The 25024-nt window shown below is 44.7% G+C and carries 12 protein-coding genes and 1 pseudogene; 7 read left to right on the forward strand and 6 right to left on the reverse strand.

Going from position 1 to position 25024, the window contains the following annotated elements:
- Window positions 1-9 precede the first annotated feature (9 nt).
- From amaB to ACRD7A_RS01330, 3 genes are all read right to left on the reverse strand, one after another.
- A complete protein-coding gene (gene amaB, locus ACRD7A_RS01320) occupies window positions 10-1548 on the reverse strand; it encodes an L-piperidine-6-carboxylate dehydrogenase (protein WP_430809536.1) in 1539 nt (512 codons plus the stop codon).
- Window positions 1549-1753: 205 nt separating this feature from the next.
- The gene (locus tag ACRD7A_RS01325) at window positions 1754-2653 is read right to left on the reverse strand and encodes a DUF1338 domain-containing protein (protein ID WP_430809537.1); all 900 of its coding nucleotides are present in this window, start codon (window positions 2651-2653) and stop codon (window positions 1754-1756) included.
- Complete coding sequence (locus tag ACRD7A_RS01330; RefSeq protein WP_430809538.1) at window positions 2650-3717, reverse strand: saccharopine dehydrogenase family protein; 1068 nt, start codon at window positions 3715-3717, stop codon at window positions 2650-2652. Before ACRD7A_RS01330 ends, ACRD7A_RS01325 begins: the two co-directional genes overlap by 4 nt.
- Before the next feature lie 819 nt (window positions 3718-4536).
- On the opposite strand from ACRD7A_RS01330, the gene ACRD7A_RS01335 reads away from it, so the two are divergent.
- On the forward strand, window positions 4537-5859 hold the full coding sequence (locus tag ACRD7A_RS01335; protein ID WP_430809539.1) for a sensor histidine kinase: 1323 nt from the start codon (window positions 4537-4539) through the stop codon (window positions 5857-5859).
- Between the two features lie 33 nt (window positions 5860-5892).
- Here ACRD7A_RS01335 and ACRD7A_RS01340 read toward each other — a convergent pair.
- Window positions 5893-6114 (reverse strand): annotated as a pseudogene (locus ACRD7A_RS01340) (sulfatase/phosphatase domain-containing protein); the annotation flags it as partial.
- Window positions 6115-6152: 38 nt separating this feature from the next.
- The gene (locus tag ACRD7A_RS01345; RefSeq protein WP_430809540.1) at window positions 6153-9926 is read right to left on the reverse strand and encodes a sulfatase-like hydrolase/transferase; all 3774 of its coding nucleotides are present in this window, start codon (window positions 9924-9926) and stop codon (window positions 6153-6155) included.
- A gap of 202 nt (window positions 9927-10128) precedes the next feature.
- Between ACRD7A_RS01345 and ACRD7A_RS01350 the strand changes: the two genes are divergently transcribed.
- The 4 genes from ACRD7A_RS01350 to ACRD7A_RS01365 all read left to right on the forward strand — a co-directional run bounded on the left by ACRD7A_RS01350 (window position 10129) and on the right by ACRD7A_RS01365 (window position 15795).
- On the forward strand, window positions 10129-11526 hold the full coding sequence (locus ACRD7A_RS01350; protein ID WP_430809541.1) for a T9SS type A sorting domain-containing protein: 1398 nt from the start codon (window positions 10129-10131) through the stop codon (window positions 11524-11526).
- Between the two features lie 81 nt (window positions 11527-11607).
- On the forward strand, window positions 11608-13089 hold the full coding sequence (locus ACRD7A_RS01355; protein WP_430809542.1) for a sulfatase: 1482 nt from the start codon (window positions 11608-11610) through the stop codon (window positions 13087-13089).
- Between the two features lie 85 nt (window positions 13090-13174).
- A complete protein-coding gene (locus ACRD7A_RS01360) occupies window positions 13175-14704 on the forward strand; it encodes a sulfatase (RefSeq protein WP_430809543.1) in 1530 nt (509 codons plus the stop codon).
- Window positions 14701-15795 (forward strand): SGNH/GDSL hydrolase family protein, encoded by a 1095-nt coding sequence (locus ACRD7A_RS01365; protein ID WP_430809544.1) that lies wholly within the window; start codon window positions 14701-14703, stop codon window positions 15793-15795. Before ACRD7A_RS01360 ends, ACRD7A_RS01365 begins: the two co-directional genes overlap by 4 nt.
- Before the next feature lie 58 nt (window positions 15796-15853).
- Here the strand turns inward: ACRD7A_RS01365 and ACRD7A_RS01370 are convergent, their stop codons facing one another.
- Window positions 15854-19810: a hybrid sensor histidine kinase/response regulator transcription factor gene (locus ACRD7A_RS01370; RefSeq protein WP_430809545.1), complete on the reverse strand. Its 3957-nt coding sequence runs from the start codon at window positions 19808-19810 to the stop codon at window positions 15854-15856.
- Window positions 19811-20213: 403 nt separating this feature from the next.
- Between ACRD7A_RS01370 and ACRD7A_RS01375 the strand changes: the two genes are divergently transcribed.
- Window positions 20214-23396, forward strand: coding sequence for a SusC/RagA family TonB-linked outer membrane protein (locus tag ACRD7A_RS01375; protein ID WP_430809546.1), 3183 nt, complete (start codon window positions 20214-20216; stop codon window positions 23394-23396).
- A gap of 17 nt (window positions 23397-23413) precedes the next feature.
- A complete protein-coding gene (locus ACRD7A_RS01380) occupies window positions 23414-25000 on the forward strand; it encodes a RagB/SusD family nutrient uptake outer membrane protein (protein ID WP_430809547.1) in 1587 nt (528 codons plus the stop codon).
- The last annotated feature ends 24 nt before the right edge of the window (window positions 25001-25024 follow it).

Below are 25024 nucleotides of genomic sequence, written 5' to 3' on the forward strand. Positions count from 1 at the left end.
TATAACTCATTACATATCAAATTTGATGCCTTGTGAAAGGGGAAGCTCGCTGGAATAGTTGATGGTTACCGTTTGACGTCGCATGTAGTTTTTCCAGGCATCGCTGCCACTTTCGCGCCCACCGCCGGTCTCTTTCTCACCCCCAAAGGCACCGCCTATCTCAGCTCCCGAGGTGCCAATGTTGACGTTGGCAATACCACAATCGCTGCCCCGCTGAGAGAGGAAAAGCTCTGCTTCCCGCATATTTGTAGTCATGATGCACGATGACAAGCCTTGTGGCACATCGTTTTGTATGGTAATGGCTTCCTCCAGGGTGTTGTAAGGCATGATGTAGAGCAGGGGCGCAAATAGTTCATGCTGAAGCAGGGGTAGGTTCCTATCCACGAGGGCGATGGACGGTTTAACGTAACAGCCTTGTTTCAGATCATTAGTTTCAAGGGGGCACCCTTCCACGATGAGTTCCCCGCCCAATTCTTTGCAGTCCCTAATGCCGTTCAGATACTTATCCACGGCTTGTTGATCAATTAGCGGTCCCATCTGTGTTTTGGCATCCAGTGGATTACCTATACGAACCTGTTGGTAGGCTTGCGATAATTTGTCGGCCACCGTATTAAGGATACTGTGGTGCACAATGAGGCGACGTGTGGAGGTGCAGCGCTGACCACTGGTGCCAATGGCTCCGAAAAAAGCAGCGGGTATGGCAAGGTTCAAGTCCGCCTCCGGCGTTATAATCATGGCATTGTTACCTCCCAACTCCAGCAATGATTTACCAAAGCGGGCGGCTACCTTTTGCCCCACTGCACGTCCCATTCTCACTGAACCGGTGGCCGATATAAGGGGGATGTTTTTGTCCACACTCATTTGCTCGCCCAGGTCGCGGCCACCCGTTACCAGGCAGGATATGGCGGACGGAAGATCATTATCCTTCAGTATGTCAGCCATCATTTGCTGGCAGGCAAGGGCCGATAAGGGTGTTTTCTCCGAGGCTTTCCAGAGGCATACGTTGCCACATACCCAGGCAATGGTGCTGTTCCAGCTCCACACAGCCACCGGAAAGTTAAAGGCCGAGATGATGCCCACAATGCCCAGGGGATGCCATTGCTCGTACATGCGGTGCATGGGGCGCTCGCTGTGCATCGTAAGGCCATGAAGCTGTCGTGACAGACCGACGGTAAAATCACAGATATCGATCATTTCCTGTACCTCGCCGTAGCTTTCTTGCAGGGTTTTGCCCATCTCACAGGCAACCAGGCGAGCCAGGTATTCTTTCTCAGTTCGTAGCTTTTGACCAAACTGTCGGACAATCTCACCCCGTTTGGGAGCCGGCACATTGCGCCATGTTAAAAAGGCGCTTTGGGCTTTGTCTATTAAGGTGGAGTAAGCGGTCTGATCAGTTGTTTTCACCCCGGCAATGAGTTGATTGTTATGGGGCGAATATACTTCAAGAACAGCGCCATTGGAAGAAATGGGAATGTGCCCCATCCAGGTGCCTTCATTGGTGTCGTTTAGTTGAAAATGTTGGAGAATATCCTGGTGTGTGATCTTCATAATTTGTTGTAATTTGTAATAAATGAATAATTGCTTGTACCTATGAGCGTTGAAGTGTGTCTTATTTGTTATGTTCGTAAACCATGTTAATCTGTTTCATTACTCATATCTCACTACTCATATCTCACTACTCATATCTCATTAAATGACTACTGCCTTCTGTCTAAAAAAAGGCTTACCTTAATTTATTTTGCAGATGATGGGCTCAATCGTCACGTTTACGGGTTTGACTGGAGTAGGTGCTTTCAAATATCTTATCGGCATTGGCTGTTTCAAAGCCGTCGCGTCGATGCTTTCGGCCAATTTTATCCGGCGGTAAGTGCAGGAATTCAGGTAGTATCTTCCGCTCGGCAAACTCTACATAACTGCCGGCTATAGGGTGCGTTTCGTCATTGGCAAAGGTGGCATCTATTAAATGCGAAACCGACGAGCTTTGTTTTAGCAGCCCGTCCTGACTGATCTTTATCACTCCACCGGAGGTGTTTAGTTGGATGCCAATATCAGTCAGTAACTGATTAAATAGCTCAAGCCGGTTGTAAGGTGCCGGCAGGTTATGCACGCTAATGGTAAAATGATTTAAGTAGTATTTGTTATAAATGGTCCAGGCAGCATATTCACTGGCAGCTGCAAGTGTTTCATACTCTTGCCAGCTTGGGGTGTGCCAAAGGGGTGAATGCAGGAAGTTATCTACCCCGTTGGCGTCATCCAAATCCAGCTGATCCACCGGATCAGTCCTCACCTCATTGGTAAAGGAGCGAATGAGTTGTTGTATGGAAGCCGGAAAATCATTAACTCGCAACTCGCTGATAAAGATGCGCGGAAGTCGATCATCAGGTGGGGCATACCAGCGGGCATTCAGTTTCTTGTGCTCGAAGTAATAATCATCGCGCGCCGTGTAGCCATGGTGTAGAAATATCTTTTCCAGTGATTGAATGCCTAATTGCGGCTCCCCGATGGTACGAAAGGCAATGTGGTCGTTCTCAATATCGCTCGGGTTCTCAATAAGTCCTTTTTCTTTAAGTACTTCGATGATTTTATTTACATCCTTAACCCTCAGCTGGTAGCGAACCATTAATCCGTCCAGTATTTTGTTCAGTGTTGTCATATTATTTGATTTTGATAGTATTGCCCGTAGCTTGTGGCAAGAAAATGGTTCAGGTTAATATCTTCTTGCTTTAAATAGCCCTTAGCAGGCACTTTGCCCTGATGAACCAGTTCAATAACACTGCACACACTGGCAGCCGTAGTCCATGAAATGGCACGGTAGCGCACGCCATCAATGGTTTGTGGCAGGTAAGTATGAAAAAACTCTTCCCGGAATAATTTATCTTCCTGCCAGCCTTCAACAGCGGCATATACGTGCACCAGGTCTTCGTTTACAGGGGGCTTGGCCAGGGTGAGTATCTCCTCCAGAGTTTCCCGCTTATCTTTAAGGATGAGTTCGGTAATGAGGAAGCGCATCAGGCGTGCATGACCCGGATAGCGAATCGTTTTGTAGTTAAGTGTATCCACCTTTCCTTCCAGTGTTTTGCATAGGGTGCCCAGACCGCCGCTGGTATAGAAAGCTTCGTATTCGCGCCCCTCGATGTTAATGGTTTCCACACCCATAAGGGAGCTTACATATTTTCGTTGGCCACTGGCGATTACTTCAGCATCCTCAATGTATTCATTAATTACGCCGGCCGGCGACCAATTAAAGGAGTAGCCCAGCAATCCGTTGGGATAGCGGGGCAGGGCGCCCACCCGTAGCTCTACATCGCGCAGCCGGGTAAACTTTTTAATGAGGTCAAAGCCCACGATGGCAATATAACCCGGTGCCAAACCACACTGAGGCGCCATGATCCCTTTTGATGTTTTTGCCATGCTGCTGATGGCCTTGGATGTTTTTATATCCTCGGTTAAATCGAAGTAATGGATACCCAGTTGGTGTGCCAGACGCGCAATAACGATGTTGTATTTAAAAGGCAGGCAGGACACCACGGCATCGTAGTTTTTAAACTGCTTGAGGTTTGCTGCTTCATCATTAAGGTCAATAAGCGAGCAAGGGAATGAGAAGGGCGTGGTTGGAACCTGTGCGTCAAAACCGTGCACATGAAACGATTTATTCAGGAGAAGCGCAACCAAAGCACCTACTTTGCCCAGACCAACTACAGCAAGGTTTTTAATCATATTGTTTGAGTATTAAGTTTGTTGACAACTAAATGTATGTAAATTAAAGCAGTTTGTCCACTCTTATTTTATTCCATATTTATTATTTGCATATAGGTCTATTTTGTTGATAAACACATATATGCTTATGATGATTTTGGCTTAGCTTACATTAAATTAATTCCATATTAATTAACTAACCTTTCAGGTTTATCGAAGTACTATTGACCTGACATATTCAATCATTTTTTGGGGAAAATGAATATGTAAGAAGTCGTATACATCTATTATTTGCTGCGCGATTAGCAAGTATGGAGTATGATTTAAGATTGGGGGACTAGTAACAATTAGGGGGGATTTTTAGTTGTGGATAAATGGAAAGGGTTTAATTCTGCCGATAAAAAGGGCACACTTTACTTATTGTCCTTAGTGATTGGAATCGGATATATTATAGATATTTTTTCACTTGATAATGTAGTGCTAAAGAATTTGAATATTATCGCATTGCTAATAACAGCAGTGAGTTTGATATTTAGTCTAAAGGAGAGTGTTCTAGACCGGGTATTTCAGATAGTAGTATATACATTGCTACTTTGTGTGGTTGCCACTAGTTTTTTGAAGGCTAATCATATAGTAGATGACGAAATGTATTTTTCAGCTGCTGTTATTGGCGCTTTAATACCCATTACAGGCTTTGTGCTTGGAAAGAAGCACACTATTTTTTTGGGGAGCTTCTTGCTGCTTTTTGTTTTTTCGGCTTTCGCTAATAGTCGTGATTACTGTGTTGCTCATGATAGGTGTCTGCTTATTATAATCCTCCTAATTGGTTATACTTACGGCATGTATTATCTGATTAGCCTAATAGAAAAGGGTGCAGTAAACCGAAAGGTTCTTTTTGGCCGATTAGAGCAGCAAAATAGGGATAATTTGTTTGTCAACTCCTTGGCCATGGAGTTAATGGCCAGCCAGGCTGCCGATGATATTGCACCCCTTCTACTCAATAAGATAAAATCTTATACGGATGCTGGCTTTGCAATATTTTCAGTTTATGATCCTTTGCAAAAGTGTATGCTAGTGAAACATATTGATGCGGAGGATAGCATTATTAAGACCATTGAAAAGGTAGTTGAAGAGGATATGCTTAAGGTAAGGATACCGGTAGATGATGCTACTCGTCAAATGATGCTGAATGAAAAAATAGGTATTAGTCAGTCATTTGCAGACATTACGTTTGGAGCAGTTTCCTCCACAGACAATACAGCTATTAAATGTCAAACCGGCTTAAATACATTTATAGGTATTGTTCACGAAGTTTCTAACCAACTTTACGCAACAACATTAATCGGGCTAAGGCAAAAATACGATTTACCTTCTATTGCTACCCTCAAGTCTTATTCGTATGTCGCGTCTTTAACATTGAAAAGAAATATTACCGAATTAGCGCTTCAGGAAAGTGAATCGAAACTTAAGTGTCTTATTGCAGACAAGGATCGATATATGCAAATTATTTCTCATGACTTGAGGAGTCCCTTTCAGAGTCTTATGGGTTTTTCTGAGATTTTGGTTAATAGTCTGAATGATTGTTCGTCCGAAGAAATTAGGGATGGGCTCCTGATAATTAACCAGACTTCGCAGAATACCTATAATCTGTTTGAGGATCTGCTGCTTTGGAGCAAAGCCCAGTCGGGCAAACTTATTCTTGAACACGGATCCGTTCTGTTAAAAGAGCTGTGCGATAGTATTATTGAAGTGCTGAGGTTTAATGCCGAACAAAAAGGGCTGACAATAGTAAATAAGGTACCTGAGCTTTTTCGAATATGGGCTGATAGTAATGTGCTAAAAACGGTACTTCGAAACCTTATCAGCAATGCTATAAAATTTTCTAATCATGATTCCGATGTTCTGGTTACGGCGGAAGTGGCTGATGGGTCAGTGATTGTGGGTATCAGCGATTGGGGTGTGGGAATTAGTGTGGAAAGACAGCAAAATATCTGGGATGACAATCAATTAACCACCACTTTTGGTACAGGCAACGAGCAGGGTACTGGTACCGGATTGCTGCTTTGCAAAGAGTTGATTGAAAAGCATGGTGGAAAAATATGGGTGGAGAGCCGCATTAATAATGGGAGTACCTTTAAAATAAGCATCCCGAATCTTACCTAAGCTGTAGGTGCCGAAGGCATAGCGATGGCACTCCTTGCTCTTAAAAGATCCTAGGAATGCCTTGCCATGCATGTATTCGGGTGGCTGTATGCCGGCCAGCGATAGGACGGTGGGGCCCAGATCCATGAGTGAAAGCAAATCGTCTACCACCGTGCCGGCCTGCAGTTGGTCTGGGAAACGCACAATTAAAGGTACCTGTAAACCGGAGTTGCCGACAGCCCGTTTTTTTATAATGAGCCTGGTTGCCCACTTCATCCCAGGCGGTGGTGAGACAGTAAAACGGGTAATCGCATTTATTCTTTAATAAATTTATGTACGCTGCGTTTTATCCCTTTGTTTAGTTCAAGGAAATACAGGCCTATGGCTAAACGGGAGACATCCAGGCCATCTTGCGGCCGGGTTTGATGAATAAGCAGGCTGCCCCGTGTGTTATAGACCCTGACCTCATGAACCAATTGGCTTGTTTTAAAATAAAGTTTATTGGTGGCAGGATTAGGGTAGATTACAGCCGACAAATGCTCTTGTTCCTCAATGCCATTTGCATTAGTAGCAGAGGTGTAGGATATCTTCAAATCATCAATCCAAACTTTATAGTCTTGCCCCGGTGTAAGATCCATATTATTGAAATAGAGAAATAAACGATTGTTAGTGAGTGAAACTGTGTCAAAAAAGTATTGATAATCAGTGCTTAGCGTGTGCCATTTGCCGACTTGATTACTTGCTCCTATCTTCACCTGATTCAATCCTTCAGTATTGGTGCGGGCGCGATAGGAAACTATGTAGTGCTCGCTGCTGAAATTGAGCAGATCGATGGTTCGTAGTTTAGCCTGGGCACCATTACCACTACTGGCTTTGGGGTTAAAGCTGATTTCCAGAGCCTGGCTGCCTTCGTTACTGCTGTCATCCACAACGAGGGCGCTAAAGTTATTTAAAAAGTCGCCTTTCCATAAACGCTCCCAGATGGATTGGCTGTTGAGCCACAAGTCACCGTTAAACGATTCATTGAGATTGTAGTTTTCGAAATGTTCGATAAAGGGAAAACTTATAGGGTCCGTGGTTGGCTGGTTAAAGAAGCTGTTTTGCCGGGTCCACCAGCTGGCAGCTTTGGTCTTTAGCTCTTCTACTACCGATGCATAGTCGGGGTCATTGGCCAGGTTGATTGTTTCCAACGGATCGGTTTCGTAGTCGTATAATTCCATGGCTTTGATACGCGAGTCATCCCAGTCAATCATGTCGGTGCGGTCGCTGCTGCTTTGCATCCATAAGGTAAGTCGGTAACGATCGGAACGGAAGGAGTAGCTGGCACCACCGCCTGATCGGTATTCTGTCACGGCCAGGTCTTTGTTCAGCGATTCACCTCTTAGCACCGGCGCCAGGCTTTGCCCCTGTAGCTTTGACGATGGAATCTCCAATCCGGCCAGGTCGCACAGGGTGGGGTAGATGTCGATAAATTCAACGGGAGCATGGTGTTGCCCACTGGTTCCGTTGGGAGCGCTAATAATCAGCGGGGCGCGGGCAGCATTTTCAAACTGCGTGTGTTTGCCCCATTGGTTATGGTCGCCCAGGTGATAGCCATGGTCACCAAAGAGCAGGATCACCGTATTGTCCATCAGGTTCTTTTCTTCCAGCTTATCCAATAGTTTACCCACTTGTGCATCAATATAGGAAACACAGGCATAGTAACCATGCAGGAGCTGCCGTTGATCATCGGGGCTGAGCAAGCCATCGCCCAGTGTTGGGTCGTTATATGTCCATGTGTCTGGTATATCCGTGTAGCCTATAGGTTCAGGTGTGTGATAAGCATAATCGGGACTGCCGGCGGCCACTTTTTGAAAGGCTGCCAAATCAATGGTGTGGCGGTCATACAGATCCCAGTATTTTTTGGGGGCTATAAAAGGTATGTGAGGCTTTTTAAAACCAACTGCCATAAAAAAGGGCTGCTTGTTGGAACTCAGGGCATCCAGTTTATTGAGGGCATCTATGGCTATTTGCCCATCCGTATACCCATCGTCATCAACTCCTTCGGGGCCTTGTTCGGTGGCCGTGTTGGGGCTTACCCGGTAGTTGCTGCCCTGTACAAATGGCGGGTAGTGGTCAGGATAGGTGTAATCGTTCGGCTGCGTGTAAGGAACGGACCAGCTGAAAATATCATGCTGATCGTCCACGTTGCGGGGGTCGTATACCTTGCCACAGGCTGCTGTTGAATAGCCTTTATTGATAAAATACTCGGGCAATGTTACCACTTTAGGATTCTCTGTTCTCATTAGCGATGAGAGGTTGCGAATGCCGGTACCGTCGGGTGTTAAACCACTCATAATACTGGCGCGCGAAGGCCCACACACGGCCCATTGACAGTAGGCTTTGGTGAATACCACACCCTGTTCGGCCAGACGGTCGATGTTAGGTGTGTGTATCTGCGATTCGACGTAACAGTTTAGCAAGGGTTTAAGGTCATCAACGGCAATCATCAAAACGTTGTGTTTGGGTTGGATAATTTTAGGTTTAACAACCAGGTAGTTAACGCTGTATTTTTTCGCCTCGAACACATGGTCGCCGGTATAGTTGGCCTTGTAGGGTTCGATGGTGGCAAAATTATCAGGGCCGCCACCCGGCGTATTGCCTGACCGGTCATTGATGTAGAATTTCTTGTCGCCGGCCTCAATGCTGTTGGCATAAAACTCGTGCCAGTACAGGTCGGCCGCTTGTGCATTGAGTGCTTCCAAATCCAGTTTCACTGTTTTAGGTGTGTCGTTGCTGTTGATAATGATCAGACCGATTTCGCCAGAGCTAAAGGTAGATGCGTAAACCTGAACAGATGCATTATCGGAGTTGCTTGCCACCATCTGGTCGCCAAAGCTGCGTTCAAAATACTGATAAGGGATGTAGCTCTGGCGTGGGGTGTAATCGTCTTGGTCGGGATCATTTTTGGCCAGAAAGCCTTTGCTTTCCTGTGCACTCTCGCTCCAGTTCCATTCCGATACCCATAAATCAATCATGCCATAGCCGTGCTTAATGGCTTCGGCCAATACCTGCGTTATGAAAATGCCATTGACCATGGTGCAGTTGATGGGGCCGCGTGAGTTAAACTCCGTCATGGCCACCGGGAAATAATCGCGGGCTTTATCGGTGTATTTCTCAACGCAATTGAGCAAGGTGGTATGCACGTCTCCTACCTGCGGCACGCTGGCTAGTATGTTTTCGGCAGTTGCCTCCTTTACGGTAGTAAAATAGTTATGCACCACCAAAAAGTCGGCATGGTTTTGTACTTCGGGTAGCAGGGTGCTGTTCCAGTCATCGTCTTCGCGGGTAACCACCGCTCCCACTTTTATGGAAGGGTCAATCGCTTTCATGGCTTCTGCAAACACGCAAAAATCTTCGCCATATTCCTTACCCGTGGTGATGACGCCATCAATCTCAAAGCCTTCTTCCCATTTGCCATAGCATTCGTTGCCTATCTCCCAGTATTTAATATTGGCCTTGAGTTCGATATTTAATTGGTGGACAAAACCAGCCGCGTAATCGGCAGCCTGCTGTACACGTGCCTGGCGTGTTCCTTGGGGAGTGACACCGTAACGGGCATAAAAATAGTTAACCACAACAGTGGCTTCGCTGTTGGCATTGTTTTTAAACTGAACAAACAGTTCGGGGCTCATACTGCTGTTTTGGGTGCCGTCAATTGATTTGATGGGTATTCGTGTTTCAGCGGGTGTTTGGCCGTCGTAAAAATAGAGGTTAGAGCCACTTCCCGCTGGAAAACGCATGGAGCCAATGCCGGCGTTGGCATAAAGGTGCGTGCGGTTTAGCTGATCATTACTATTCCGAAAGGGGGTGTTAACACCAAAGTGAGTAGGCAGTACCTTGTTAAGGGTGGTGTTGACATCAATGGTGATGGTTGCATCGGCAGTGGATGATTGGGGTAAGTCAATGGGACTAAAAGATGACGGCGTATTAAAGGTTTTTGCCTGCCAGGTGTCGTTAAAAAACGGACGTTGGTTTTGGGCCTTTAACGACAGCATCAAGGAGCAAAATAGCACCCACGTTAATATGGCTGGTAATGATTTTTGCATAGTGTGAATTTAAACGGATTAATCAAGCAATAAAAATAAAAGATACTGCAATTGAGGGGGTTGTGCTTTTCGTTCTGCGTAGGATGAAAAATCGTTCAATGCGTTTTTGAATCAAAATTACACCCAGCAGGAACGATTTTTCAACCCTGTGCATGCCTTGACATTAATACTTTAGTGGAAGCAAATTTAAAATTCAATGATTATGAGAAAAATTTTTACAATGCTTGGTTTAGGTCTGTGTACATTAAGTATGTCAGCACAGCTAATTTGGGAAGGGAGTTTTGAGCAAACCCCGCCAGCAGGTCAGCAAGATGCTTTTTTAGCAGTAGGTACTTCTGTGGTGAGCAGAGTAGCCTGGGAAGGTAAAATGGCTACCGATTCTTATTGGAATAATTTGTGGGTAGATAAGAATACAGAATACAATAATAAGATGACTATTGTTTCAGATGCTCATAGTGGTAGTCAGGCAATTTTATTTGAAATCAGTCATGTCGATAAAGGTAACAGACTACGTTCTACTGTTAAAGATTATACTGCAGGAGACTGGGTGAAAGCTACTTTTTGGGCAAAGACCGATGCGGCCGGTGTGGCTAAAGGGGGTAAGTTAATTGGTTTATTTGAGAATTACTCGCAGGAATTGACTACCGAGTATCAGGAATTTGTATCCTATGGTCAGATTGGAGGCAGTGGACGCATTGAGCTTTGGTTTCCGGATGCCGGAACCTCTGAAGTTGATAATTACAAGGTGTGGCTTGATGATGTAAGCTTGGAATGGGCGCCCAGTGGACCTCCTTACATGCCTGATCTTGAAAATTTTCCGTGCACTGAAGATTTTGAGTCAAACGTTTATGTGATTGGCAATGAGATAGCCAAGCAAAACGCTACAGATGGAGAATTGGATAGCTGGCCTGTTACCACGCCACAGGTTTTCGATCGTTTTTGGAGAGGAAACAACACTACGGAGTATCTGGCTACCGTAGATGGCGATGCTTATGATGGCAGCAAAGCCATGAAGCTGGCTATTGAAACAAAGCTGGATGCCACAGCAGGTACGGCTTATGATTTCCGTTTGCGTACGGTAAATCTTCCGGAGGGCGATTATAAAATTACCCTTTATGCCAAGACGGATGCGGCCGGTGAGGGCATCGCTAAAATTGGTTTTACCAGTGAGGCGGATAGCTGGGAAACCTTAACCACCGAGTATAAGGAGTACAGCGGTGTGGGTAATGTAACCATTAACCCGAGCAATAATACCGGACGTTTAATCGTGTTCTATACGTCCGATCCTACTTTGACCGTAACACAGTCGTATAATATGTGGATTGATGGTATAAAAATAGAAGAGGGTACAGCTACGGCTATCGAAGATAAAAAGGCCGAACAGGTATCGCTTTACCCCAATCCCGTGGGCAATGAGTTGTTCATTAACACGGCGGGACGTATCGATCAGGTTGAGTTATATAGTTTATCCGGGCAATGCTTAAAAGTGGTGAACGAGGTTTCAGGAGCTATTAATACCAATGAATTACCACAAGGTATTTATATTGCTTCCATTACGGTAGATGGTCAAACATTGCAAAAGAAATTCATTAAAAAATAATATTTAACTTCCGTCCCCTTGCCTTTGAAACTGAGCAAGGGGACTTTTGATTTAGGGAAAGAGTAGATTAATTAATTTTGTATGAGAATAGTACTAAATATTATTTGGGGAGCCATGTTGTTTACTTTACCATTAGTGGTAAATGCAAGCAACAAGCAGTTAGCAAAACAGCCAAATATCCTTATTTTTTATGTGGATGATTTGGGCTGGATGGATTTAGCCTGTCAGGGATCAAAGTTTTATGAAACACCTGCTATTGATAAGCTGGCCGCTGAGGGTGTTCGTTTTACCCAGGCATATACCGCTCACCCCCGTTGTGTGCCGGCCCGTTATGGGGTGATGACCGGGAAGTACCCGGCCCGAGGGCATGTGCCGGGCAAAGGTGGGCTGGTTCCTGAAGACCTAACCATTGCAGAGGCATTGCAGGCAGGCGGTTATTCAACTTTTTTCACCGGTAAATGGCATTTGCTCTTTAAGGATAAGGAAGGCAATATGCCCGAAAAGCAGGGGTTTGATGTGAACGTGGCAGGTGGAGCGGCCGGATCACCGCCTACCTATTGGTATCCGTACCGAAAGGGCGAGTCAACAGCCGCCGGTCGAAAGGGTTTTAAAAAAGACGAAATACATGGATTGGAAGATGGCCATGAAGGTGAGTACATCACCGACCGTATCACCGACGAGACTATTGAATTCATGCAGCAGCATGTGAAGCAACAGCCCGATCAACCTTTCTTTGCTTTTCTTTCGCATTATGGTGTACACACACCTTTCGAGGCCAAACCTGAGTTGGTAAAGAAGTATCAAAAGAAATTGAAAACCATGCAGTATGATTTGCCGGAGTACGAAAAAACGCTGACCGGTGATACTAAAATGCGTCAGGACTTTCCGGTTTACGCGGCAATGATCGAGAGCATTGATCAAAGCATGGCTAAGGTAAGCAAAATCCTTGAGGAATTGGGGCTTGCCGATAATACCATTGTCATTTTTACGGCCGATAACGGTGGGCTGTCAACACGGGGCAATACCCGTAAATTGGCCACATCGAATTACCCGCTTCGTTACGGGAAAGGCTGGCTTTACGAAGGCGGTATTCGCGAAGCTTTTATTGTAAAATGGCCGGGCGTAACGCCTAAAGGGCAGGTGTCAGAGGCTCTGGTGACGGGTACCGATATTTATCCAACGGTATTGGCCATGGCCGGCTTGCCGCTGCGTCCCCACGATCATTTGGATGGGGTGGATGTGACGGCCGCTTTTAGAGGTGAGAAATTTGAGCGTGAGACACCCATCTTTTGGCATTCTCCAATGGGACGACCAACAAGCACCGGCGATCGCAACAGCACGGCTGTGCGTCTGGGCGATTATAAGCTGATTGACTGGTACGATGAAGGAATCATTGAGCTATACAACCTGAAAGAGGACATTGGCGAACAACACGATCTTTCCAAAAAAATGCCGAAGAAGGCAGAGGCCTTGCATCAGCTCGTTATAGAGTGGCGGCAATCTGTCAATGCTGTGAAGATTGACCCTAAAAATCATAAATGGAGCAAAAAGGGAAAGCAGTAATATGTTTAGCCATTATTGTGCCAGTAAAAGACTGCTCTGGTAATAAAGGGGCTATACATGTAATTTAAAAACAAAATACGTTTTTATGAAGAAGATTTTTGTGTTTGCAGTGTTGGGTCTCATTTTATTTATGAATGTAGGGCATTGCCGGGCGGAGAAGAAGCAGAAAACCAATGTCCTGTTTATCGTGGTGGATGATTTAAAACCCATGTTAGGTTGCTATAGCGATCAACAGATCATTAGTCCTAACATGGATGCTTTGGCCGGACAGGGTGTGCTATTTGAAAATGCATATTGTCAGCAGGCGGTGTGCGCTGCTTCACGCGTCAGTGTCTTTAGCGGGCTCCGACCCGATCAGACCAGGGTATGGGATTTAAAAACCAATATGCGGGATGTAAATCCTGGTGTGGTGACCTTACCGCAGTATTTTCAAAAACATGGCTACCAAACAGCCGCTGCCGGTAAAATCATTCATGGGGCAAAAAATAATGACCCACGGTCGTGGAGCATTCCTTATCAGGAAGACAGGCATTACACCTACGCCAAGGGTTTTAAGTACCCGGCCAATGGAAAATACCAAAATAAAGTCATTCATAAAGCCTATCGCGAAAGTAAAAAGGAGAAATTGGGCTGGAAAGCAACCAATCAGTATCTGAAGGAATGTGGATTGTCGCCTTCGGTGGAGTGTTTGGATGTGCCTGACGATGCTTATGAAGATGGTGCGGTGGCTGTAAAGGGAATGGAGCTGTTAAATGAGATGAGTCAAGCGGAGCAGCCTTTTTTCCTGGCCCTGGGTTTTCATAAGCCGCATCTGCCTTTTGCCGCGCCTAAAAAATACTGGGACATGTACCAGCGATCAGACATCAGCCAGGCCCCTTTCATGGAAAAATCCGAAGGGGCACCTGTGCATGCTTATCATAGCTGGGGAGAGTTGCGTAACTACTCCGATATACTGCCAACGGGCCAGGTGCCGGCAGATAAGCAAAAGGAATTGATTCACGGGTACAAGGCCTGCGTAACTTACGTGGATGCCCAAATAGGTAAAGTCTTGACGAAGCTTGATGAATTGGGATTGCGTGAAAATACGGTGGTTGTTTTATGGGGCGATCATGGCTGGCACCTGGGCGATCATGGCCTTTGGTGTAAGCACTCCAATTTTGAGCAGGCGGTTAAAGCCCCGTTGATCATTTCTGCCCCCGGCATGAAGCAAGGCAAAGTGGCCGCCACCATGGCCGAGTTTGTAGATATGTATCCGACTTTGTGCGAGCTAACCGATTTGCCCGTTGGTGAGCATTTAGACGGATTGAGTCTGGTGCCCGCACTTAAGAACCCCAAAAAGGAAGTAAAAAACTATGCCATCAGTCAGTTTCCGCGCGGGGATAAAATAATGGGTTATACCATTCGTAATCAGCAGTACCGCTATACGATATGGTTGCAGGGGCCATTCCGTAAGCAACAGATCTATACCCAACCTAAAATTGTGGCGACCGAGTTGTATGATTATATCAACGATCCGCTTGAAAAAACATCACTGGCAGATGATACGCAGCATGAGGCGATTCGGGTATCCATGCAAACACAGTTGCTGGAAATATTAAATAGTCAGAAACGATGAAAAGCATTATTTTAACAACTATCATGGTGGTGATGACGGCTGTGGCTTGTAAAAGTCCGGGAGCCCAGGGGGCTATGAAAGCAGTGGATCTTACCAGCAAGTGGATAGTTGTTAAGGGAGCTAATTATGTGAATCGGGATGAAGGTCAGCTGACCTTCTCCCGTTTTTCGGAAGAAACATTAAATGCGCCCGTGAGCGATGCCATGTTTAATGCTGATAAGGCTCGCACTAATAGTGGCATCCGCATATTCTTTAAGACAAGGAGTGCTCAGGTGTGCCTTACATTTAAACCGATGCAAGGACAAAACCGGGGTAGCGAATTTGCCATTTATCAAGATAGCGTACAGACGCATGTTTTTAACTTCAAAGGAGATAAGGCAAAGGAGTTCATGAGTTTTAAATTCGAAAACTCATCGGGCGATGAAACTCTTTTTGAAGTGACCCTGCCCAGTTTTGCCAATGTAGCTCTCGTTGGAATGGAGTTGGACGAAGAGGCCACTTTATTGCCTGTTGCAGCGCAAAATCAGCCCGTGTACCTGGCTCTTGGTAACAGTATCACCCATGGTGTAGGACAGGGGTCGGCTACCTTTCTAACTTATCCTTATTTATTGGCCAAGGCCTTAAACTTTGATTACTACAACCTGGCGGTTGGTGGTGCAAAAATATCACCGGCCATTGCCCGCATGATGCGTGAAATGCCGCTGGCTGATGTGATTACCATTTTAATAGGTTACAACGACTTGATGTTTAAAGATAAATCAGTAGAAGAGTTTTCACAATCGTATTTAGCTTACCTGAAGGAAATCCGACACAATCAGCCGAAGGCAAATATTTATTGCATTACCTTAACCCATACTCGTGCTAGAGCCAATGAGCGAACCGGCCTGACACCTGAGGATTTCCGCATCGCTTTAAAGCATTTGGTTTACCAGCTGCAATCGGAAGGCGACACGAAACTGCACCTCATTGAAGGCGATAAAATCACCTCGGAAGCTAACCTGCGACCTGATTTGTTGACCGATAAAGTGCATTTTAGTATTGATGGTGCGGCTTTATTTGCTGATACCTTGAGTAAAATTATTTCCTATTAGATTTATTCAAGCGCCAACTTTTTCAAAGTTTAAAACTTTGAAAAGTTATTTACTTCACTTACTTTTTCAAATATTGACTAGGGGTAACACCAAAGTATTTTTTAAATGTCTGGCTAAAATATTTCGGATCGGTAAAACCAATCATATAGGCTGTTTCGCTGATGTTATGGCCGTCCTCTTTCATGATACGGGCAGCTTCTTTTAATTTGATGGTCATCAGAAACTGTTGTGGCGATAAATCTGTTAATGACTTTATTTTGCGGTATAAAACCGGGCGACTCATACCCAGGGCCTGCGCTGTTTGTTCAACACTAAGCTTTTCACTGTCGATATGCGTAATAATATGCTGTTTAATTTTCTCCAGAAATGCCTGATCGGTTTGATTGGTAGAAGCCTCTTCTATTTGCGAGGAGGGTTCTCTAAAGGTTTGCTTAAGGCGTTGCCTGTTTTTTAGCAGGTTACTGATTTGCGCCCTCAAGAGCTTAATATCGAATGGCTTTTCCAGGTAGGCATCAGCCCCGTGTTCCAGACCTTCGCGTTTGTAGTCGGGCGAATCAAGTGCTGTCAGTAGTACGATGGGGATATGGCAGGTGGACAGATCATTTTTAAGTTTCATACAGAGTTGATGGCCATTCATTTTAGGCATCATTACATCTGACACAATGATATCGGGCATGTGTTCAGTTGCTAGTTTCATCCCTTCTTCGCCATCGGCTGCTTTCAACACCCGGTATTGTGTATCGAACTCAATGGCCAGACTATCCAGCAGTTCTGGGTTATCTTCCACCAATAGTAGTTTTGGTCCTGAGGAATTTGAATTTAATGTATCCGCAGTTCTGCTGTAAATAGGGGTGAGGGCACTTTCTTCGGCATCAAAATGCCGGGTTTCATCCGGGGTGAATAATTTTTTGCCCAGGGGCAGTTTCACCGTGAAGGTTGAGCCCATACCATATTCGCTCTTGAAGGATATTTTGCCTTTGTGCAGTTCAACCAGTTGCTTGCTCAGCATTAAGCCTACACCACTGCCTACCTCTTTGGAGTTAATGGCATTGGTAGCCCGGTAATAGCGTTGAAAAATATTTTTTTGTTGGTTGGCCGGTATGCCTTCTCCCGAATCCTGTACATGAATAGTGGCATATTTGGCTGTGTACTCAGTACTAATTTTGATCGTTCCACCGGCTGGCGTATACTTAAAAGCGTTAGAAAACAGATTAAACATTACCTTTTCCATCTTACTCCGATCGATCCAGATGTCTTCGCCATGTTCAGCCAGTGCTGTCTTAACCTTAATTTGCTTCTCACTGGCCAGTGGTGTAAAGGACTCTAAACGTTCGGTAATGAATTGATTAAGGTGTGTTTTCTCCACCTGTAGCTGCATCTTTTGTAGGTCAGCCTTTTGAAAATCCAGCAACTGATTCACGAGGTTGGTCAGGCGGTCCACGTTTCGTTTCACCAGGTTCAGGTTACGATCCTCAGCTTCGTCTTTACCACCGGCCTCCACCATTTTTTCAATGGGCAGCTTTATCAGCGAAAGGGGCGTTCTTAAGTCGTGGGCAATGGATATAAAAAACTGTTGTTTCTCCGAGGCATGGCGTTCCTGAATAATGATGTGGTAATAGTGCATATTTAACAGTATTAATCCCAGCAGAACAAGGGCATACAGCACATAGGCCACAGGTGTTTTCCAGAATGGCGGAGCAATACTGATTTGTATCGTCTTAACCTGGTTTTGCCACACACCATCATCGTTGGTTACCATTACTTTTAAGGTGTAGTCGCCGTGGGGTAGCTTGGAGTAGATAGCTTCGCGCACTGCGGTAGGACCATTCCATTGCTCCTCGAAGCCCTCCAGTTTCCATTTATACCTTACATTTTGGGGATTGGTGTAGCAGATGGTGCCGAACTCAAAGCTCAGTGAGTTTTGATCGTGTTGAAGCTTTAACACCTGCTGCGAATTGATGTTTTCGGTTAACACGCCATCCGGATCAATCTCTACTTTTTGACCAAACAGGCTCATGCTCATTAATAAAGGCGTGCTTACTTGTTCCGATTTAGTGATATTATCCGGGTGAAACCAAGAGATGCCTTTGGACCCACCGTAAATAAGCCGACCCGAAGAATGCAGGCAAGCTGCGTTTTCAGAAAATTCTGTATTGGCAAGGCCATCACTGCTATTGTAGTTATCAAAAAGATGTGTTGAGTCGTTTAGCACCGATAAACCACCGGTTGAACTTACCCAAAGTCGCTCTTGCTGATCCCATAAGATGCTACGGATATAACCGGAAGGCAGGTTGTTATTCTCATAGGTTTTCAGCTCGTCGTTTGCCATATCCCATTCGAGAAGTCCGTTTACATCGGTACCCAGAAATACTTTATCCTTTGAGGGATGCTTACGGATGCAGATAATGCGGCTTTTGAGCAATAGGCTTTGGGAAGGACGGGAAACTTCCAGCGTGGCTTTGTCCACCATAAAAAGGCCAAACAGCGTGCCAACCAGTACTTTGTTTTTGTACTCACAAATCGATCGCACGTTACTGATATTAACCGTTTGAGTAGTTTGAGCTTTTTCATCTATAATACTGATATTTCCCCATATACCACCGGTCCATATCCGGCTCTGGCTGTCGCATATAACCTGGTAAAGATGATTGGTTTGTGTTGTGAAAGGGCCGGTGGAGCTTTTCGTAATGACACGTTTTCGCCCGTTGGATGGTTCTATTTTAATCAGACCGCGTCCATAAGTGGCTACCCAAATAGCATCATTCTTACTTTTGCACATCGACATGACATGAAAGGGTTTCTGAAGCGTTTTTTTTAAGGCCGGGATGTGCTTCCACTTATTTTTTTCAGGCGTGTAAATGCTAATTCCTGTTTTGGTACCGAACCAAAGTTGTTTATCGTGTTCTAAAACAGCATTAACAACATTGTTACGCAGGCTGTTATGTATGTGGGGTATATGCTTGAGTACGCTAAATTGCTTTTTGTTTGGGTTGGCAATATTAATACCGCCTCCATAAGTGGCTACCCACAAAATATCATCCGGACTGTAGTAAAGTTTGTAAACACCATTGGAAGACAGTGAGTTAATATTGTTGTCATCGGCGAAATAGGATTCTTTAACCGCCAGTTGTTTATCTGTAATGTAAAGCCCAATGCCATCAAGGGCTATGGCCAGATGGTTTTTGTCAGGTGTGCTAATAATATCCGTTACGGGATAGTTCTTTTCATTGTTACTAAGGTTTTTACGGGCAGTAAGCTGGAGTTGATTTTGGTGAATCTCAAATTTGAAGATCTCCGAATTGCGTGAGCCCATAAACAGCGTGTCCTCCTCCTGATGTAAGCACATGATGTCAATCTTAGAAAGTAGTTGGTTCAGCTGCCTGTCGGATGATAAACCAACCATTTCTTTCGATGACTTATTGATTAAATGCAGACCATTGACAGTGCCCACCCAGATATGCTTGTCGTCGCAGAGGCTAATGTCATTGACAGCCTGCGATACTTGTTTAATGGCTGATAGTTCAGAAGTTTCGATGTTGAAATGATAAAGACCACCCGTTGTGCCAATCCAAATGCTTTCATCATCTTCCGATAGGATGGCGTAGATATTAAACAAAGCATCGTTGTGTTCGAAAGGCAGTACCTTATAAAAAGCGTCTGCTTTACGGTTATAGGCATATAGGTTGCCGTTTTTAGTACCACACAGAATATCGTATTTATCAGAAGTAACCAGGCAGTTAATGATGTCATCGTTTGGATAAAGGCCATCTGGTGAAGATAATGAATAGTGCATAATGTCGGCTCCGTTGAACTTGTCCAGTCCATTGTGCGTAGCCAGCCACATAAAGCCTTCTTTGTCCTGAATGACTGAAACCACGCGGCTGTTTTTTAGGCCTTCATCGACTGATATCTGGTCGAATCGATAGTTGTATTGAGCAGCAGCACCATTGCAGGTGCAAAATAGGCAAAGAATCAGGAAGGTACACTTAATTAAAACCGGCTTGAGCAAACTCATGTGGATTTTTTTAACTTAAAATTTATCAAAAGTACTGAATATTTGTGAGTCGGGTTTGTCAAGGCATAAGTATTTAAATATCCGCCTGCTCAGGTAGTGCAGATGATTCAAAAAGGTGGTAAGTATCGTTCATGCCGGCAGTATTCCTGGTCTTATGCTAATAGGTATCACTAGTTGTGCATTGCCTTTTTTGTTGCTGCAGCAGGGTGATAATAGGAATTTCATGCCGGGCATGGAGCTAAAGTCGTTGCTTTATTACTCCTGAATAAGAGTCATTTATACAGGGCTCGTTATTTAGTGAATCATCGACCTACCTTAAGCGAACGATTTTTATATCTTGTCATCATGGCACTGTCCTTAATATTGCTGCGTATAGTTTAAGTCAAAAAGTAAAATCTAAGTTATGAAGAAATTGATGTTAGGCTTAGTTGTCCTATTAATATCTGCTCTCAGTTTTGCACAGAGTGGCATTACTGTAGCAGGTAAAGTAACGGATACATTCGGAGAACCCTTGCCTGGTGTTTCAGTGGTAATTAAAGGCACAACCAAGGGTACTATTACCGATGTACAGGGACAATACAGCCTGAAAGTATCAGCGGATCGGGAGGTGCTAGTTTTCTCGTTCATTGGGTTTAAAAAGTACGAAAGACAAGTTGGCTCAAACAGAATCATCGACCTGGTGATGGAGGATGAAATTACCGATTTGGATGAGGTGGTGGTAGTAGGATACGGCGAGATGCGAAAGAGCGATGTGACCGGCGCCGTTAGCTCCGTAAAAGAGTCGGATGAAGTAGCCAGGCAGTATCCTTCTGTCGATATGTTGTTGCAAGGTCGTGCTTCCGGATTGCAGGTAACGGGTAATGCCGGTAGTCCCGGAAGTGCGGTGAGTGTCCGTATTCGCGGTACAAACAGCTTACGCAGTAATAATGAGCCTTTGTATGTGGTGGATGGGGTATTAATTTCCACCGCCGGCACCGATGTGTCGGATCCATCTACTGATGCCAATGAATTGCAATCGCCACAGAATGGCTTAACCGGATTAAATCCGCAGGATATTGAGTCGATTGAGGTGCTGAAGGATGCCTCAGCAACGGCGATCTATGGGTCGAGAGGTGCTAACGGTGTAGTGTTAATCACTACCAAAAGCGGACAGAAAAACACTGGTGGAAATGCCAAGGTATCAGCCTATGGTTCGCTGGAGTGGAACACCATTGAGCGCAAGTTGGAGTTGCTCGATGGGCCCGGATGGGCTATGTACCAGAATGAAGCAGATCAGCTGAAAGGTTTTGATCCTAAGTACCATATTGATGGCAATCAGGTTTATAGGTTAAGTACTGATGCGGACAATAACCCGGTTATTGGCGATGTGCCTTATGATGAAGTAAACTGGCAGGACGAGATTTATCAAACCACGATGAGTTACAATGCGGGTTTATCAATTAGTGGGGGTTCAGAAAAGTCGAGTTATTATTTTTCAATGGGTATGAACGATCAGCGAGGTATCGTAGAAACCACACGCATTAAAAAGGGCGATTTACGCTTTAATTATGATCGTGATATTAGTTCGCGTCTGAAAATGCAAACCCGCACCAGCATGATGTATCAGGATGGTACCTTCGCACAGGCAGGCAGTAAATCGGGTGGAAACCGTAGTTTTACCAAGCAGATATTGTCGTACCGCCCACTGATTAGTAGCGATGACACTGAAGGTGATGATGATGAATTAGATTTGGAGGTTTCTAATCCTTATGCCTGGCTAACTGATTATGATGATAATACCAAGGAAATCAGAATTAATCAGTCTGTTGCGTTTACTTATGAAATTGCCAAAGGATTAAAATACAAGCTGAACGGCGGTATCGATTATCGAAAAAAGGATCGAACCAAGTTTTATGACTTAGGTGTATTTGTAGGCCGAAAGGAAAATGGATTGGCCAACTACTCGTATCAGGATCGAAAGTCGTTTGTGATTGATAACCTATTGATGTATAACCGTAATTTCAGACGTAAGCATAAAATTAATGCGGTTGCAGGGGTAACCTACGATGGTGTGAATACTCAAAATAAATTATATGAAGTAAAAGACTTTCCGGTAAAAAACCTGGGGTCGGACTTTCCTCAGGGGGGACAAATTATTCTGCGTCCGATGACCATTTTAAACAGTGAGGAAGAAATGTTCTCCGTTCTGGGACGCGTGAATTATACATTTAAAGATCGTTATGTGTTAACAGCCAGCTTTAGGGGCGATAAGTCATCTAAGTTCCAGGGAAGTAATAAATGGGGTTATTTCCCGGCGATGGCTGCGGCATGGCGTCTGATGGAAGAGCCATTTGTAAAGCAATTGAATGTTTTCTATAACCTCAAGCTTCGCGCAGGTTGGGGATTAACCGGTAATCAAGGTATTTCGCCCTATCAAACACTGTCAACGTATTCGAGTGTGAATTATGTAAATGACGGGAATGCCAGCATCGTGGGTAACGTGCCTGCGCGCATACCCAATCCTGATTTGAAATGGGAATCCACCGAGCAATATAATGCCGGATTAGACTTTGGTTTTTTCGAAGGCCGCCTAAGTGGTTCGGTAGATATGTATTATAAAACGACCAAGGATTTATTGCAGGATATTGAAATTGGTCCATCAAACGGATTTACAAGTATCACCATTAATAGGGGATCTATTGTGAACCGGGGATTGGAGTTTATGTTGAATGGTGCACTGATCGAGAAAAAAGATTTTACGCTCGATCTTGGAGCAAATATCTCCTTTAACCGCAATAAAGTGAGGCCCCTGGGGCTGCCAACCAGCACGGTATGGATCGATGGCCAGGAACAGCAGCGCGAATTGTTCTATGGTGGCAAAGTTTCAACCGGTACTTACTTTAAGCAACCCGCCAATATATTTATGGTTGACGAGGCCATGGGCTTGTTCTGGGGCTGGCAAACCAATGGTATTTATCAGGATGCTACCCAAGCCGGTGAAGGAGCTACTTTTGATGGTAATCCAAACCAGGCCGGTGACGTGATTTTTGTTGATCAAAACAATGATGGTAATATCGATGACCTGGATAAGACTATTATAGGTAATCCAAATCCTGATTTTGTTTATGGCTTTAATATTGATGTTCGATACAAGCGTTTTACCTTAAGTGCCTTATTTGAGGGGGTGTACGGTGCCGATGTTGTTAACGCCTACAATATGGAGCTGGCTTACGCCGAAGGACGTGGAACCAATATACTGGTTGATGCCTATAAACAAGCCTGGCGCGAAGATGCCCCATCTAATGCCTATCCACGTATTGGCTATAATCTGAATCAGTACCTGACCGATCGTATCGTGGAGGATGGTAGCTACCTGCGTTTAAATAACCTGACTGTAGGATATGATGTGCCCACCAAGTGGACCAATAACCTGATAAGCAATGCACGTGTGTATGCATCGGGTCGTAACCTGTTTACCATTACCGACTATAGTGGATATAACCCGCAGATTACCAGTTTTATGAATGATGGATCTATCATGGGTGTCGACTGGGTAGGAACGCCTAATGCGCTTACATTTTTGTTGGGTGTAAACCTTACGTTTTAATCCAAAATACTAGAATAATGAAGAGATTATATAAAATTATACTGAGTTGTTTTTTGGCTACCATGATGGTTAGCTGTACTTTGGATGAAGATCCTAAGTTTCCATCAGGCCAAAATTTATATCAAACCATTGATGGCAGCAATACAGTGCTCAATGGTTGTTATGCCTCCCTGGCGAGTTTTAATTATTATGGTGCCGATTTACTACACCTAACTTATTTTTCATCCGGTCTGTATAATAGTAATCGGGATGCAACCTTGCTCGACATAGCAGCCTTAAAGGCATCACCGTCCTTAAATTTTGTCGAAAATGTGTGGCAGGCATCTTATCAGGCCATTGGGCGCACCAACGATTTGATTACCCACTTGGAGGACGTGAATCTAAATAACCCCGCTGAGCAGGATAATATTCTGGGGCAGGCTTATTTCATCAGGGGCCTTGTATATTTTAATTTAGTACGCATATATGGTGGAGTGCCTTTAATCACTAAGAATCCGACCATTGAAACGATGAACCAGCCCAGAGCGACAGCAGAAAGCGTTTATGAGCAGATAATTGCAGATTTGGACAGCGCATCTGTTAAAATGAAAGAGGTGGGCGAGCAAACACCGGGGCGTCCTGCAAAAGGAGCAGCTAACATGTTGTTGGCTAAAGTGTATATGACTTTAGCCGGTAATAAAAGTGCCGATCAAACCGACTATTGGCAAAAAGCCTATAACCATGCTATTAAAGCATACGAAAAGTATAGCCTGGTTGATGATTACCATAGCTTGTGGATTGAGGCTACCGCTAATAATACGGTCGAATCGGTTTTTGAAATACAGGGTAATGTCGAAAACTCCTTGCGCTTGTATCAGTTGTTTACGCCTTCAAATGGAAATATTGGCCGCTCGGTATGGGGTCGCATCAAGCCGAATCTGGAGTGCTACGATATGCACAATGAGCGTTATACCTTAACCGATGAAGGTGGTAATGTGCTTAGCCAGGATCCGCGCCTTGCCGCCACCTTTTTGTCAGAATGGCCCAAATACAATAACGCCGGTCAAGCCACTAATATTAAGTCATATCCGTTTTTTACCAGACGCGGCAACAAAGACAAAAGTTACCCATGGTTAAACAAGTATTATATCAAGGAACATGAGCGTGCAAGTTACGATACGAATATGAACTTCGTTGTTATGCGTTATGCCGATTTGCTGCTGATGCTGGCTGAAATAGAGAATGAACTGAATGGTCCGGCCAATGCGTATCAATACGTTAATCAGGTATTGGCAAGAGCCCGTCGGTCGGGCGAAGAGGCCCAGAGTGAACCGGCCGATTGGTTAGGTCTGACCCAGGAAGAGTTCAGAGCGGCTATCATGTTCGAATACCGGTATGAGCTCTTGGGCGAAGGGCATGAGTGGTTTAACGATCGCCGGAGAGGTTATGAATACTTCAAAGCCAATGTGATTGATGTGCATAATAACCATGGGCTTTATGAGTTTGATAACGCAAGGGATGTGTTGTTGCCCGACGATGAGCGTAATATGTTGATGCCAATACCACAATCAGAAATTACGGCCAACCCTAATATTAGTGCGGCCGATCAAAATCCTGGTTACTAAGTATACTGATTTATACATTAAGGA

Origin of the sequence: Carboxylicivirga longa, from assembly GCF_050589825.1 — a bacterium.
Taxonomy (GTDB): Bacteria; Bacteroidota; Bacteroidia; order Bacteroidales; family Marinilabiliaceae; genus Carboxylicivirga; species Carboxylicivirga longa.

What these genes read in the sequence shown, in the direction of transcription:
- ACRD7A_RS01350 (WP_430809541.1), top strand. Translation starts at nt 10,129, where the DNA reads ATGAGAAAAATTTTTACAATGCTTGGTTTAGGTCTGTGTACATTAAGT.
- ACRD7A_RS01375 (WP_430809546.1), top strand. Translation starts at nt 20,214, where the DNA reads ATGAAGAAATTGATGTTAGGCTTAGTTGTCCTATTAATATCTGCTCTC.
- ACRD7A_RS01335 (WP_430809539.1), top strand. Translation starts at nt 4,537, where the DNA reads ATGTATTATCTGATTAGCCTAATAGAAAAGGGTGCAGTAAACCGAAAG.
- ACRD7A_RS01380 (WP_430809547.1), top strand. Translation starts at nt 23,414, where the DNA reads ATGAAGAGATTATATAAAATTATACTGAGTTGTTTTTTGGCTACCATG.
- ACRD7A_RS01370 (WP_430809545.1), bottom strand. Translation starts at nt 19,810, where the DNA reads ATGAGTTTGCTCAAGCCGGTTTTAATTAAGTGTACCTTCCTGATTCTT.
- ACRD7A_RS01365 (WP_430809544.1), top strand. Translation starts at nt 14,701, where the DNA reads ATGAAAAGCATTATTTTAACAACTATCATGGTGGTGATGACGGCTGTG.
- amaB (WP_430809536.1), bottom strand. Translation starts at nt 1,548, where the DNA reads ATGAAGATCACACACCAGGATATTCTCCAACATTTTCAACTAAACGAC.
- ACRD7A_RS01355 (WP_430809542.1), top strand. Translation starts at nt 11,608, where the DNA reads ATGAGAATAGTACTAAATATTATTTGGGGAGCCATGTTGTTTACTTTA.
- ACRD7A_RS01330 (WP_430809538.1), bottom strand. Translation starts at nt 3,717, where the DNA reads ATGATTAAAAACCTTGCTGTAGTTGGTCTGGGCAAAGTAGGTGCTTTG.
- ACRD7A_RS01360 (WP_430809543.1), top strand. Translation starts at nt 13,175, where the DNA reads ATGAAGAAGATTTTTGTGTTTGCAGTGTTGGGTCTCATTTTATTTATG.
- ACRD7A_RS01325 (WP_430809537.1), bottom strand. Translation starts at nt 2,653, where the DNA reads ATGACAACACTGAACAAAATACTGGACGGATTAATGGTTCGCTACCAG.
- ACRD7A_RS01345 (WP_430809540.1), bottom strand. Translation starts at nt 9,926, where the DNA reads ATGCAAAAATCATTACCAGCCATATTAACGTGGGTGCTATTTTGCTCC.